This window comes from Frateuria sp. sgz306004 (genome assembly GCF_057750885.1).
In genome coordinates, this window is sequence record NZ_JBYLFE010000003.1 from 207305 (window position 1) to 220862 (window position 13558).

The 13558-nt window shown below is 57.6% G+C and carries 12 protein-coding genes; 6 read left to right on the plus strand and 6 right to left on the minus strand.

Going from position 1 to position 13558, the window contains the following annotated elements; translation table 11 throughout:
* The first annotated feature begins 102 nt into the window (after positions 1–102).
* The 6 genes from AC3G2C_RS07200 (at position 103) to AC3G2C_RS07225 (ending at position 6038) form a co-directional block, all read left to right on the plus strand.
* Positions 103–1644, plus strand: a complete 1542-nt coding sequence (locus AC3G2C_RS07200) for a hypothetical protein (protein ID WP_488383950.1) — start codon at positions 103–105, stop codon at positions 1642–1644.
* Positions 1645–1836: 192 nt separating this feature from the next.
* A complete protein-coding gene (locus AC3G2C_RS07205) occupies positions 1837–2946 on the plus strand; it encodes a DegT/DnrJ/EryC1/StrS family aminotransferase (RefSeq protein WP_488383951.1) in 1110 nt (369 codons plus the stop codon).
* The gene (locus tag AC3G2C_RS07210) at positions 2931–3920 is read left to right on the plus strand and encodes a glycosyltransferase family 2 protein (RefSeq protein WP_488383952.1); all 990 of its coding nucleotides are present in this window, start codon (positions 2931–2933) and stop codon (positions 3918–3920) included. Before AC3G2C_RS07205 ends, AC3G2C_RS07210 begins: the two co-directional genes overlap by 16 nt.
* Positions 3917–4774, plus strand: a complete 858-nt coding sequence (locus AC3G2C_RS07215; protein ID WP_488383953.1) for a WxcM-like domain-containing protein — start codon at positions 3917–3919, stop codon at positions 4772–4774. The genes AC3G2C_RS07210 and AC3G2C_RS07215 overlap by 4 nt, the downstream gene beginning before the upstream one ends.
* Positions 4775–4820: 46 nt before the next feature.
* The gene (locus tag AC3G2C_RS07220) at positions 4821–5600 is read left to right on the plus strand and encodes an acyltransferase (protein ID WP_488383954.1); all 780 of its coding nucleotides are present in this window, start codon (positions 4821–4823) and stop codon (positions 5598–5600) included.
* Positions 5601–5657: 57 nt separating this feature from the next.
* Positions 5658–6038, plus strand: a complete 381-nt coding sequence (locus tag AC3G2C_RS07225) for a GtrA family protein (RefSeq protein WP_488383955.1) — start codon at positions 5658–5660, stop codon at positions 6036–6038.
* Between the two features lie 439 nt (positions 6039–6477).
* Here the strand turns inward: AC3G2C_RS07225 and AC3G2C_RS07230 are convergent, their stop codons facing one another.
* From AC3G2C_RS07230 to AC3G2C_RS07255, 6 genes are all read right to left on the minus strand, one after another.
* Complete coding sequence (locus AC3G2C_RS07230) at positions 6478–7410, minus strand: class I SAM-dependent methyltransferase (protein WP_488383956.1); 933 nt, start codon at positions 7408–7410, stop codon at positions 6478–6480.
* Between the two features lie 126 nt (positions 7411–7536).
* The gene (locus AC3G2C_RS07235; protein ID WP_488383957.1) at positions 7537–7956 is read right to left on the minus strand and encodes a hypothetical protein; all 420 of its coding nucleotides are present in this window, start codon (positions 7954–7956) and stop codon (positions 7537–7539) included.
* A 74-nt stretch (positions 7957–8030) separates the two neighbouring features.
* Positions 8031–9443: a sulfotransferase family protein gene (locus AC3G2C_RS07240; protein WP_488383958.1), complete on the minus strand. Its 1413-nt coding sequence runs from the start codon at positions 9441–9443 to the stop codon at positions 8031–8033.
* A gap of 162 nt (positions 9444–9605) precedes the next feature.
* Positions 9606–10550, minus strand: coding sequence for an electron transfer flavoprotein subunit alpha/FixB family protein (locus tag AC3G2C_RS07245; RefSeq protein WP_488383959.1), 945 nt, complete (start codon positions 10548–10550; stop codon positions 9606–9608).
* A gap of 21 nt (positions 10551–10571) precedes the next feature.
* Complete coding sequence (locus AC3G2C_RS07250) at positions 10572–11318, minus strand: electron transfer flavoprotein subunit beta/FixA family protein (RefSeq protein WP_488383960.1); 747 nt, start codon at positions 11316–11318, stop codon at positions 10572–10574.
* 96 nt (positions 11319–11414) lie between these two features.
* The gene (locus AC3G2C_RS07255) at positions 11415–13496 is read right to left on the minus strand and encodes a glycosyltransferase (protein ID WP_488383961.1); all 2082 of its coding nucleotides are present in this window, start codon (positions 13494–13496) and stop codon (positions 11415–11417) included.
* Positions 13497–13558 lie beyond the last annotated feature (62 nt).

Sequence of the window (13558 nt, forward strand, 5' to 3'; positions counted from 1 at the left end):
GAGAGCGTCCTTGACGCGCGAAGATGCGTGGCTCGCAGATGAAGGCCGGGGTATCGGGCCGGCCCTGCATGCTTAAAAAAATGAAGTCGTAAGGGGAGTGCAATGCAAGCATCAGGAGAGTCAATGCTTTTGCGGCCTGAAATAAGCGAGAGGACACGTGCCGGTGGAGGTCGGCGTGGGCCTTTTACCTTGATTGACGCTCGATGGGATCGTGTCGTCGGCTTCATCATGTTCGTGAATGCTCTTATTTTCTCGATCTTCGTTGCTTGCCCTGTCTTGCGGGACGATGGCTGGTACACGCTGGACGTCTTTATCCGGAAGTACTTCAACAAGACGTTGACCTTGTCCGATTTCTTCGCGAAGAGAGGAGCATTCGACCACGCGATGCCATTGCAGCGGCTCATTGAAGTTGCGCAATACCGATATTTTGGCGGTGATTACTGGATCATGTCATTGATTGGCATGCTCGCAGCTGGCCTGAGCGTCGTTTTTCTGGCGTGGCTGGTTCGTCGAGAGCGCACGCCCGGGGGTAATAGTTGGAGGGCTAGCCTCGTGGTTTCCGCTGTTGCTTGTATCTATCTTTCCATCAACAGTCGATGGATCTTCGATTGGCCATTGGTGACCATTGAATATGCGATATTCCTGGTAGTATTTGTGTTCTTTTACTCCGTATGGCGAGCCATAACAGAATCCAGATACTTTGCGCTGATAATCTCGGCCATCTTGCTAGGGGTCATTGCTGATGACACCAGTTTAATCGCTGGCTTTTCGTCCATATTGATCATCTTGCTGCACGCTTGGCACGACAAGCAATGGATCAAGGCGTTCAAGGTGAGCGCGGTTATCGCAGGCTGCTTTGGCGCGACCTTGGCGTTGTACGCGATTTTTTTCACCATGCCGATCGAGGCGCAATCTGCGGGCAAGCTCGGCCAGCTCTGGCACCAGCTCGTTTCCGACGGAGGTTGGTACAAGGTTGTCTACATACCTCTTTGTTCCTCCGTTATCTACCCCGACTATTTGCCGCGTCTCTTTGGTGAGAGAAGTGCCTTCATGGGGGGGGCTATTACTGTAGTACTGGTGATTGCCCATCTCCTTTTCTGGTGGAAGCAGTTCACGCGGTCGGCGACTATGCTCACCATGTTTGCGGCGCAGTTGATGGTGTTCTTCTACGGCTTGGTTGCAGGTCTTGTTTATACTCGAGTTTTGAGTTTCGACCTGGATTACCTTCTCCAACCAAGATACGTTTTGCTTTATCAGTTCAATATCGTTGCACTGCTATTGATGTTTGCAGCCTCGTTCAAGGTGGCGCCAAGCACTCGATGGTCAGCCATGGCTGCCAAGGGTGGTGTACTTGCGATGCTTGCCATTATCGCGGTGCAGGTCCCGCTGAGTTATTACTCCTGGTCCGCCGTTCGGTTCGTGTCGGCGTCCTATCAGGCAGCAACGATCGGCCTTGGTCGGCTGTACAGGGACCCAAATACCCAGTTGCCCGTTTGTTCCGGCATAACGGCGATTTGCAGTCGTTCGCCTGAGCAGAGAAAAGAGCTTTTGGATCTGTTGCACGATAATAATGCCAACATATTTTCGGATGGCTTCAGGTCGTTCCATCGGCTCTATCTGGAGTCGGGTGAATTGGAAAAATGAGATGTCAATTCGTTTGTTTGGTGCATTGGGTTGGCTGGTGCGCCACTGCAGGTTAGCGGGGCTTCATATCCTTTAAGCCTGCCTCTTAAGTAACCTCGAGGGTGCTCTGGGAGGGGAAGGTGGTTCCCGTGTAATATTGCAGAGGAAAAGGCGGCTTATCGCCTCATCATTAAGATCAAGGACATGACCTGTATGGCAGTCGGCATCATCCCCGTGAACTCCCTGCTGCGACACACGCAGCCTCTTCAGCAGACGCTCTCCGCGGCAGCGACGGCCATTATTGAAAGCGGCTATTTCGTGCTGGGGCCGGCGGTGAAGGCGTTCGAAGAGGCGTTTGCTGAATATTGCGGCGCGGAGCATTGCATTGGTGTGGCCAATGGCACGGATGCGCTTGAGCTGTCACTCAAGGCGGTCCATGTCGGTTCCGGGGATGTTGTCGTGGTGGTAGCAAATGCCGCCATGTACGGAACCTCCGCGGTGCTTGCGTGTGGCGCGGAACCGCTTTTCGTGGACGTGACCCTGGGCGAGTCGACGATTGATCCGACACATTTTGCGGAGCTCATATCCAAGCACGGCAACGTCAAAGCCGTCATTGTTACGCATCTCTATGGCCGGCTTGCGCAGATCGGGGAGATTGTGCGCCTAGCGAAGGAGAAGGGGATCGCGGTGGTCGAGGATTGCGCGCAGGCTCATGGGGCGCGTCTCTCGACGGGTGCGCGTGCTGGCGCCATCGGTGACGTCGCCAGCTTCAGCTTCTATCCGACGAAGAACCTCGGAGCCCTTGGAGACGGTGGCGCGGTGGTTACAAGGAGCGAGGAGATCGCCAACCGCGTCCGTCAACTGCGACAGTACGGTTGGACCGAGAAGTACACGAATGGCCTGGTTGGTGGCCGTAACAGTCGTCTGGACGAAATCCAGGCAGCGATGCTTAGCGTAATGCTTCCGCATTTGGATGAATGGAACGCGCGTCGGCGCCATATCGCCAATCGCTATTCAAGCGAAATCAAGCATTCTGATATCAGGGTACCGGCTATGGGGGGCGATGAATATGTTGCACACCTATATGTCGTTCATACCGGGCGCCGCCAGGAGCTTCGGGAACACCTGGGGAGGAGTGGTATTCAAACTGAGATCCATTATCCCCGGGCAGATCACAAGCAGCCTTGTCATGGTGGTCGTTTTGAGGGCGTATCTTTGCCAGTTACCGAGCAGTTGGCCGATCAGACCTTGACATTTCCTTGCTTCCCCGAGCTTCTCGATGAAGAAGTTCAGCGCGTGATTGACGCATGCAATCGCTTCTGAAAACGAAGTTCTCTTTGATCGTCCCCGTTTACAAGAACGAGGGGTCCATTGCCGACCTGGTGAAGGCGATCGAAGCGTTGTACGTGTCGCTTGACTCAGCGTTGGAGGCAATCTTTGTCGTCGACGGTAGTCCAGATGCTAGCTATGCGCGACTGGCTGACAGCTTGCCGCATGCTGGGTTCCCTTCGAGGTTGATTGCCCTGTCACGCAACTTCGGGTCCTTCTCGGCAATCCGGGAGGGACTTCGTCATGTTCGGGGAGACTACGCGGCTGTCATGGCAGCCGATCTTCAGGAGCCGCCTTCGTTGGTCGAAAAGGCGTTTAGGGCTCTGGAGAAAGGAGATGTGGACGTTGTCTTTGGCGTTCGCGAATCCCGTAATGATCCTTGGGGTACCAAGCTCGCCGCGGGCCTGTTTTGGGGTTTCTATCGACGCTTCATACAGCGGGATGTTCCCCAGGGCGGCGTTGACATATTCGCAGTGAATCGCTGCTTTCTTGATCGTCTGCTGGCTTTTCAGGAGACGAATACAAGTCTTCTTGGTTTGCTTTTCTGGATGGGTGGCCGACGCGCATTTGTTACCTATAGCCGCCTAGAGCGCCAGCACGGCAAAAGTGCCTGGACTTTCCGAAAGAAGTTCAATTATCTCTTGGATAGCACATTTGCTTTCACCGATGCGCCAATCAGAATGCTCTTGGGCGTAGGGATCGCAGGCATGATGGTGGCCATCGCGCTCGGCGTGTTGGTATTCATCGCCAAACTTGCATCGGAGCTTGTTGTTCCAGGCTATGCCGGAACCATGCTGGCGATTCTCTTCTTTGGCGGTCTTAATGCCTTTGGTCTCGGTTTGGTTGGCAATTATGCTTGGCGTGCCTATGAGAATACCAAGGGGCGCCCACTGAGCATTGCCATTCTCGATAACGAATTTCCCGGTCGGCAATTGAGCAGCGATCGAAGTAAGGACGTTGATGTATGAGTATGCTAAAACCGAGCATCTCCCCTGACGCTACTGTTGGCGAGGGTTGTGAGTTTGCGCCAGGCGCAGTGATCGGTGCCAATGTGCTCCTGGGTGATGGCGTCCGTATCGGAACTGGGTCGATTGTCCTCGGGCCATGTGTCATTGGTAACAGAGTGACGGTCGCAGCCGGATGTGTGATCGATCCGGGTGTACACCCCGAGGCAAAACTCACCCTTGAGGATGACGTGCGACTTCAGTCGGGCGTAACGGTGGTGGGGGACGTCGTTGTATCGAAGGGGGCGCTCCTGCAGGCGGGAACAGCCGTACAACGTAGCATTCCGCCTCATGCCGTGGTGGCAGGAAATCCTGCGCAGATCATTGGCTACTCGCTATCAGGCGATGTCGATCAGGCGGTGGTCTCGTATAGTGGCGCCGAGCGTAAGGTGGTGGTTAGGGAAAGTGGGGTTCGAGGGGTAACCTATCACCAGTTGCCAAAGATCCTGGACCTACGCGGAAACCTCACGGTGGGTGAATTCGGTCGATCCATTCCATTCGAACCCAAGCGTTACTTCATGATTTTCGGCGTGCCCAACGCCGAGATACGTGGCGAGCACGCGCATCGGACCTGTAAACAGTTCCTGATATGCGCGAAAGGCAGCTGTCACGTCGTTGCGGATGACGGCAGACATCGCGAAGAGTTTGTACTTGAAGATTCGTCCGTTGGCTTGTATCTGCCGGCGATGACTTGGGGAATCCAGTACAAGTATTCGAGTGATGCAGTCCTGCTCGTGTTTGCCTCGGAGTTCTACGACAGCCACGAATACATCCGCGATTACGATGAGTTCCTGCAGCTAGCTACGGCACGCGCGTGAATTCGTTGAATTTGAGCTCGTGTTGCAAAAGAAGGATGCTTAGATAATGCGTAACTTTGAAGGTATTCATCCTACGGCTTTGATTGGTGACAATGTCCAGATTGGTGCTGATGTCATCATCGGGCCCAGGGCAATTGTCTACGACAATGTCACCATTGGCGAAGGTACGCGCATTGGTGCTGATTGCATTCTTGGCGAACCTCAAAATTCAATTTACGCCAGCCCCGATACGTACGTTAATCCTACGCTTTCCATTGGCAGGCAGGCGGTTATTCGTTCGGGGACGATCATCTACGCGGGAACGAAGATTGGTGATCACTTTGAATGTGGTCATCGTGTAACCATTCGCGAAGAGGCCCAGATTGGCCACCATGTGCGGATTGGAACGCTCTCAGACATCCAGGGCCATTGCAGCATTGGCAACTATGTCCGCTTTCATAGCAATGTGCATATTGGGCACAAGAGCGTGGTCAAGGATTACGTATGGATTTTCCCGTACGTCGTACTTACCAATGATCCGCACCCCCCGTCGAGCACGCTTGTTGGCGTTACCGTTGAGGAGTTTGCCGTTATCGCAACCATGACTGTGGTGCTGCCAGGCGTCACGGTGGGTCGAGATGCGCTGGTTGGTGCCTCGACGTTGGTGCGTTCGGACGTGGCCAGCGAGGCGGTGGTTGTTGGAAACCCCGGCAAGCAGGTTGCGAGCGTGCGAGATATCAAATCGAAATTTGATGGAAGCAATGTGTACCCATGGCGTGAGTCCTTTGATCGCGGCATGCCATGGGAGGGAATAGGTTATGCCGCGTGGCTCGAAAATCGCGAGTGACCGCTACGGCTAAGGGCCAATTAGGTGGAGTATAAGAGGCAGGCTGGCTCGGTTTTGGTGCGACAGGCTCTTCGCTTTGTTGTTAGCGGAGCCTTCAATACCGGCGTGACATTCGTGATGTATTGGGTGCTGTTGCTTTTTGTCAGCTACCAGGTGGCGTATGCGATCAGCTTCGTTATCGGTATTGCGCTGAGCTATGCACTGAATACTCGCTTCGTCTTCAAAGCGCGCCACTCGTGGGTAAAGCTCGCGCTGTTTCCCGTTATATATGCATGTACCTATATCGCCGGGGCATTAGTGTTGAAGCTGGCGGTCGGGCATTTGAATGTTGACCAGCGGCTGGGGCCGCTGGTCGCAGTGTGCGTTACCTTGCCGCTATCCTTTTTCCTGAGTCGCCTAGTGTTGGTGGAGCGAACTAGGCGAGACTCCCTTGGCTAGCTCGACGGCGGGGTACTCAAGAAATACTTAGGATGTTGACCCGTATTGAGCATGGCAAGGAGTTCGAGCTGGTGTTGCTCGCCCTCCTTTGTGCGTAGGGCGCGCCCGATGTCGTATCGGCATTCTTTGGTGCGAATGTGTGCAACGGCGGGAGAGCTTTTGCGTCCCTCTCGGTAAGCAAGGCCGGACCAAGAGCTAACCACTTTCTTCGGAAAGAAGCAGCTCTTGATTCCTCCATTTACTGAAAATAGCCCTTGATTGCATCTGCATTGGAAATGCCGGGTCATGGACCACCCTTATGTATTCCTGTGTGAGAAGGAGTTCCGCACAGGGGGCGAGGGCTCGTAAAGACGGGCAAAACGCTACTGCGGGCTATGGGGAGTCGACAAGGGCAATCGGAAAAGGCCAGCTCACGGGTAACCGGGATTAATCTCGGGAATCATTTCTGGCTTACGCTTTGCGACATCGCCTGCAGCGTCGCATTTAGGCTCATGGCCCACCGGGCTCGTTGATCGGACTCGTACTGATAGTAGTAGGAGCGCGCCGACTCAAACGCCGCCAGATAGAGCAGCCCTGATTCTTCCAAGAGCTGTTTGTTGAACGGCAGAGGGCTGTAGAACCGATCGGTGGTGAACGTTTCCACCTCATTGATTGGCTCGAACTCGGCAAGAAAGGCGAAGGACTTGCCCGGTAGATCGACCAGTCGAAAGCCATACTGCCCGAATATATTCCGTAGGCCTTTGATGCCGTAGGAGATGACGTGGCCGCGCCGCCGCGGGTCCAGGTAGCCTGGATCTTCGTTCCGCACATAAGGGGGCATGCCTGTGTTGAAGAGCCAGGCGGAGCCTGGTTCGCTGACTTTGGACAGGCCTTTGACAAGGCCGCCCAGCATGTGAGGCGTCAGATGCTCGATAACCTCGATGCATACGCCGGCGTCGAACTTTCCCGGCAGGGAGCCCACATCACCCACGACATAATTCGGGTGCTTACTATGCTCGTTTGGAGGAAAGAGCTCTACGGCGTGGAAGGTATTTGGCCGCGCCGGGAACGTGTGAGCCAACTGATCGAGCAAGAATCCAGGCCCGGCGCCAACATCCAGGAATCGATGAACATCGCGCCTCGTGTATAGGACGACCTCGCCAGCGCGGACTAGACCGTCCGCCACCGAACGCTGGCGCGCGGACTCCACCTCTTCATCCCAATATTCATGGTCGTAGCTACGAGGTGACTCCCCGTTGTCCATCGCAGCGAGCACGACCGGATCGATAAAGAGCGACTCGCAACTTGAACAGGCGTAGTAGTTGAATCCGTCAATTTCCCGAAAAAACGTCCCGCTATGGGCGCTTTGGCAAACCGGACAAGCACTGGCCATGCAGTTTGTCTCCAGGAGAACGAGGTCACCCGTAAAGGGCGGCCAAAAGGACATCTCGGCAGACTTACCAAACTTCTCTTGAGTTCTTGCGAAGGCGGACGTTACGTCACGGTTAGGCCTCGGTGCTCAGTTACACCGCGGGCCACCGACGATGGTCTCGCCTAGCGAGCTTCCATCCTGCTTGTTTTTCAGCGAAAAATGGGTGCCTGGGCGTGTCCAGGGGCCGGTCTTCGTTTCGCCTGCTGCACCTCCAGCCGAAAAGAGCTTCATGGATGATGCGTTGGCGCCCACCCAGATCTCGGTACTGTCGGTGGCTACCTTGGCTTTGCTGGCATTCCACTGGACGGTCGCCTCAACGCCCTTGTCGCAGTTTTGCAGAGTCGCCGGAGTCACGGATATGACAGAACTAGAAGACGCAGGAATGGACACGAGTGCCTTGGCTTGTTGCGGCGCAGCTTCCGTTTTAGGGGCTGGGACGGACTCATCCTGGCAAGCGGTCAACATGACGAGGAAAGGGGCAACGAATAAGGCACGCTTGAACAACATCAGCTATCTCCGTATGCGAATGTCTTGGAGGGGCGCTGGCTTTGCGGGCTGTAGCCCAAGCCAAAAGGCACAGTCTATCGCGTCACGGAAGAAATGCCCGCACCGAAGTCAATGTCCTGGAGCTGTGCTTCACAGGGGGAAATGCCCAATTCCTCGGGCGCGGGCAGCTGGATAAAGACGTTGACGCTGGGAGTCGTTTCCTCATAAACGAGGCTCCGAAGTGACAACTCGAGCCTTCCCGGCACGGAAGTCATGAAAGTAGGCACGTTGGCGGTCACCAGCTTGCCGTTCGCATGTACTGCAGTGGGAAGGGTGACGCCACCCAGTACAACCTCGGTATCCCAGGGAGCATCCTGAGTGCTGACCCATAGTGCGCTCGAGCCGTCCTCTTGCGTATTGAAGCTCACGCCTGCCGCGATCTCCTGAGGCCCCCAGTCCAGCAAGGTCAACGGTGTCTGAAGTCGCTTCAGCTTGCAATGGAGAGCGGCCTGCTCGGCTTCCAGATCAAGGACGCGCTCTTCCAGTGCAACATTGGCGCGGGACAGCCGCTCGTTGGTGGTGGGGAGCAGGCTTTCCTTGTACTCCTGCAGGAGTCGTCGAAGCTCGCGTCGTGCCGCCGCTGTATTGCCGTCGATGGCACCACGACCATCCAGCAGTCGCTGATAGAGCGTGTAAGCCTCCCGGGTCCATGGTTTTTCAGAGCCGATGTTCGCTTCCACGCTGCAGTCTCCCGCGGTGGCATAGCGCGAGCTGTTGATCTTGTTCTTCAACGGCATCAAGCAATCATCGCTGTACTTCTCGCCGATGAATTGCAGGCAGCGCGACAACGCCTCCTGGGGGGCGGCGACAAGATCCTCATGGAGGAGCCGCATGACCCGGGAAGGGCCCAGCGCCTGTTCGGTTAACGCGCAGGCGTGCGCCAGGCGTGTCCATGTTTCATAGGCATCCTTCTCGGCGTAGTCATGGCTGCCCATGGTGGAGAAGTGCATGAGCGACGTCGCCACGCTGCGGGGATTGCGCAGAATATGGATGAAGCGTGCTTGCGGAAACAGGCGCAATAGCGGCAGCACGTAATGGGAGTTTTCGGGCGTGCCGTCGATCCAGCGACGCTTGGGTTGCCACCAGCCGCGATGCAGCTTGATATTGGGCGAGATGCGGTCGCGATTCTTCAGGGCCGTCTCATAGCTGCGCTTGGCTATGCGTTTCCTGGCCTCAAGCACCATGGCATGGCAGGCGCCGCCAAAGTGATTGCGAAAGTGCCGGCGCGTGAAACTGGCGGAACCAAGGAACGAACGCTCGCCCTGGCATGCACCAATTTCGTAAAGGTACTCGACGTCGACGGCGAGCTTGTAAAGGAAGTGCGTTTCTTCAAGCGGAAAGATATTGGGGTGCTGGCCCAGCGCCCAGGTCAGGGCACTGGTTGCCGACCGGTACGATCCGATGACAAAAATCGGCCGAGGCTCGCCCGGCCGCCTGAAGTTCCACATGTTTCCCCCGGTACTGCTTGTCGCAATAGGCGCCTTGACGCCCGCTGCGGTACCTACCGCCGGGTGTCAAGGCGCCTGTCGATAACCTGACTTATTGCAGAATGATGGCAGTGACACCGGGGGGTGGCAAGTTCCTGCGCAGCAAAATCCAGACGTGGTTGGTCAGCCCAGCGCTTGCTCGATTTCGGGGATCAGCTTGAACAGGTCGCCGACCAGGCCGATGTCCGCCACTTCAAAGATAGGGGCCTCGCCGTCTTTGTTGATCGCGACAATGGTGCCGGCGTCCTTGATGCCCGTGAGGTGCTGGATAGCGCCGGAAATACCGAAGGCCATGTACAGCTCGGGAGCAATGATCTTGCCGGTCTGTCCGACCTGCATTTCGTTGGAGACATAGCCCGCATCGACGGCGGCGCGGGAGGCGCCGACGGCCGCGCCGATCTTGTCGGCAAGCTTGTAGATGACCTCGAAGTTTTCCTTGGAGCCGACGCCGCGGCCGCCGGAGACCACCTTGCTGGCGCTCTGCAGGTCGGGGCGGTCGCTCTTGCCCTGCTGCAGTTCAACGAAGCGGGTGTGGCTGGGCAGGCTGACTTCGGCCGAAACCGCTTCCACGGGAGCGTTGGCGGCGCCGTTGCCGGCGGCAGGCCAGGAGGCCGTGCGGATGGTTGCGACCACCGCATGGTTGGGGTTGGCCTCGACCGTGATGATGGCATTGCCTGCGTAGATGGGGCGCTTGAAGGCGTGCGGACCTTCCACCGTCATGACATCGCTGACCTGCGATGCGCCCAGCAGGGCCGCCACGCGTGGGGCGACGTCCTTGCCGAAGGTGGTGGAGGGGAAGAATACGTGGGAGTAGCCCGCGGCCACCTTGGTGATTTGAGGGGCAAGCACCGCCGCCAAGGCGTGTGCATTCTCAGCGCGGGCAACGGTGAGTACGCGGGTGACGCCGTCGATCTTGGCGGCCTCGGCAGCCATGGCGTCCACGTTGTCAGCGAGCACCAAGACATCAATGGCCTCACCCTTGACGGCGACGGCGGCACTGATGGCGCGCGCAGTGGAGGGGTTCAGCTTGCCGTTGAGGTGTTCGGCGATAACCAGAATCTTGCTCATGTCTATCTCCTGGCGACCTGCTTAGAGCAGGCCCTTCTGCTTGAGCGCCGCGACCAGTTCGGCCGCATCCTTCACCATCACGCCCTTGCTGCGCTTGGCCGGCGCGGCGTAATGCGTGGTCTTGAGATGGTCATGGCTGTCCACGCCCAGCGAAGCAAATTCAATGGTGTCGATGGGCTTGGACTTGGCCTTCATGATGTCGGGCAGCTTGATGAAGCGCGGCTCGTTAAGGCGCAGGTCGGTGGTGATGACGGCGGGCAGTTCCGCTTCGATCACTTCCAGGCCGGCGTCGACTTCGCGGGTTACCTTGGCCTTGCCGTTGTCGATCTCGACCTTGCTGGCAAAGGTGGCCTGGGGGCGATCCCACAGGGCGGCCAGCATCTGGCCGGTCTGATTGGCGTCGTCGTCGATGGCCTGCTTGCCCAGAATGACCAACTGGGGCTCTTCCTTCTCGACCAGCTTGAGAAAGGTGCGCGCGGCGGTAAGCGGCTGCACTTCGTCGGTAGTGACCACATGAATGGCGCGGTTGGCTCCCATCGCCAGACCGTTGCGTAAGTGAGCGGTGAGGTCGGCCGGGCCGATACCTACCACTACCACTTCAGTGGCGACACCCTTTTCACGCAAGCGCAGGGCTTCTTCCAGGGCGATATCGTCGAACGGGTTCGCCGACAGCTTCACGCCGTCGGTCACCACGCCAGTGCCATCGGGCTTGACCTGAATGCGGACGTTATAATCCACCACACGCTTGTAGCCGACAAGAATCTTCATCTGCGAGTCCTTAGTACGGTGGCTGCCGGCCCGGCAGCCTAAAAGGTTCATTGTACCCGTCGGCAAACGGTCGTTTGAAGTGCCGGCCGGGAGGTGTCAGGCCAAGGCGGCTTCCAGGCTGGCGCGGGCAATGGCAGGGGCGAAGTGGTGGCGAATGTTGAGCAGGCTGGCCTCGGAAAGGCGCAACCACAGGGCCGGGTCGTCGTACAGGCGCAGTACGGCGGCCACGAAGCTATCAGTATCATCAGCGATGAGAACGTTCCGCTCATCCTCCAGGAACATGCCCTCAGCGGCGATACGGGTTGCCACAACCGGCAGGCCGTGACTCATGGCCGTGTTCACCTTGCCCTTGACGCCTGCGCCATAACGAAGCGGGGCCAGGGCGATACGGCTTGTGTCCATCCAGTGGTCGATGTCCTCCACCCGGCCGTGCGCGATGACGCCATGGCCATGCAGCGCTTGCCTGGTGCTTTCGGGCATCTGGCCAATGAGGTGCAGCTCGATGTCAGGGCGATGCGCGCGTATTTTCGGAAAAATCTCCGACGTAAGCCATTCCACGGCATCCACATTGGGCGGATGGCCGAAGCCGCCGACGAACACCAGGCCATGGCGTGCATCAAAGGGATTCTTGCGCCCATGCACTTCGTGCATGTTGGGCAACAACATGACGTTGGCGCCTGGAACCTCTTGCCTGAGCAGCTCAAGTTCTACCGTGCTGACGACAAAAGTGGCATGGCATTCGCGGATGATGGAGAGCTCCCGTTCCCGGGAGGCTGCTGCACGTCGGGCAAGCGCCGGGTTGTTGGTATGTTCGGCCGCGCGACGCTCGCGCAGGAAATGCACGTCCACCGTGTCGAACAACAATCTGGCGCGAGGTGCTAGCCGCTTGATCAAGGGGAGGTTGGGGGCCGCCACGTAGTGCCTGCAAAGAAGCACGGCATCCAGGCTCTTGCCTTCGTCTTTAAGCCAAGTGGCGAGTGAGCTAATGGCCGGTTTGCACAGTACATGGACGCCAATGGCACCCAGTGTGCGCAGATCGGCTGCGCTGGCCTGCGCATTGTCCGCCATGAACGTCACGCGCCAGCCCATCGCGCGAAACAGCTTCATGATGTTGTAAAGCTGAAGCGAGCCTGCATCGCGGCGAGGGTCGGGCGTAAGCGCGTCCATGATGAACACATGTCGCTGGCCATGATGGATAGCTTGAGCCACGGCGGTGCGGGGGGCTGGCTGGCGTGCCAGCGCGTCGCTCCACTTGTCCACGAACTTTGCGCGATTGATGCTCTGGTATTGCTTGACGCCAGCGGTAAGGTCGGTGCCTGAGCTAATGCCCTCGCAATGCACGACCACGCTAGCGGCTTCGTAGATGACACGGCGCCCGCGCGCTCGCACGGCAAAAGCAAGATCCATGTCTTCGCAGTAAGCGGGGGTATAGCGAGTGTCAAAGCCACCAACCTCACCGAACAGGGCAGCCTCGATCAACAACGCGGCACCGGAAACGTAGTCGACGTCGCGTCGATACGAGTAGCGAGGATCGTCTCGTTTCTCGAATCGCCCGACATTCCAGGCCTCGCCATCGGAATAGACCAGTGCGCCCGCTTCTTGGAGTCGACCGTCCGGATACACCAGCTGGCTACCCACGATGCCGCAGCGTGGCTCCTCAAGGTAGGTATGCAAGAGTTGGTCGAGCCACCCCGGGGTGACCTGCGTGTCGTTGTTGAGGAATAGCAGGTATGGAGCTCGCGCGAGTGCAGCACCTGCATTGCAACTGCCAATAAAGCCGAGATTCTGGCTGTTGGAGTGCACGCGCAAACCTTGCACCTGCCGCAGTGCGGCCAGTGTGTCATCGGGAGAGGCATCGTCAACGACGATGATTTCGATAGGCGCCTGTACGCCGTGGTGGGCGATGGAGCGTAGACAGGCCAAGGTCCAGGCGATCTTGCCATGCACCGGAATGATCACGGTTACCTGAGGCACGTCACTATGCGGAACGGTAAACGGTCCCCGGGGTTGGTCGAGCGGTTCCAGCGCCAGGGACAGGTCTTGCTCAGGGCGATGGCGAAACTCCTGCAGCACTCGGGAAAGCGTGCCGCTAAATCCGCGTTGCGCAAGGCTGCCGGTAACGCGCTGCATAAGATAGTTCAGGCGTTTGATCCGCCAAGACAACGTGCTGAGAGACATGCTTACCTCGTTGGACTGCAGTGCCAAGGCCGGTTGCCTGTGGCCGGCCTTGGCGCGCGCCT

Excerpts from the sequence above, each read along its gene's own strand:
- AC3G2C_RS07235 (WP_488383957.1), bottom strand. The coding sequence starts at position 7,956 with ATGTTGTTCAAGCGTGCCTTATTCGTTGCCCCTTTCCTCGTCATGTTG.
- AC3G2C_RS07205 (WP_488383951.1), top strand. The coding sequence starts at position 1,837 with ATGGCAGTCGGCATCATCCCCGTGAACTCCCTGCTGCGACACACGCAG.
- AC3G2C_RS07220 (WP_488383954.1), top strand. The coding sequence starts at position 4,821 with ATGCGTAACTTTGAAGGTATTCATCCTACGGCTTTGATTGGTGACAAT.
- AC3G2C_RS07215 (WP_488383953.1), top strand. The coding sequence starts at position 3,917 with ATGAGTATGCTAAAACCGAGCATCTCCCCTGACGCTACTGTTGGCGAG.
- AC3G2C_RS07255 (WP_488383961.1), bottom strand. The coding sequence starts at position 13,496 with ATGTCTCTCAGCACGTTGTCTTGGCGGATCAAACGCCTGAACTATCTT.
- AC3G2C_RS07245 (WP_488383959.1), bottom strand. The coding sequence starts at position 10,550 with ATGAGCAAGATTCTGGTTATCGCCGAACACCTCAACGGCAAGCTGAAC.
- AC3G2C_RS07210 (WP_488383952.1), top strand. The coding sequence starts at position 2,931 with ATGCAATCGCTTCTGAAAACGAAGTTCTCTTTGATCGTCCCCGTTTAC.
- AC3G2C_RS07250 (WP_488383960.1), bottom strand. The coding sequence starts at position 11,318 with ATGAAGATTCTTGTCGGCTACAAGCGTGTGGTGGATTATAACGTCCGC.
- AC3G2C_RS07230 (WP_488383956.1), bottom strand. The coding sequence starts at position 7,410 with ATGGCCAGTGCTTGTCCGGTTTGCCAAAGCGCCCATAGCGGGACGTTT.
- AC3G2C_RS07200 (WP_488383950.1), top strand. The coding sequence starts at position 103 with ATGCAAGCATCAGGAGAGTCAATGCTTTTGCGGCCTGAAATAAGCGAG.
- AC3G2C_RS07240 (WP_488383958.1), bottom strand. The coding sequence starts at position 9,443 with ATGTGGAACTTCAGGCGGCCGGGCGAGCCTCGGCCGATTTTTGTCATC.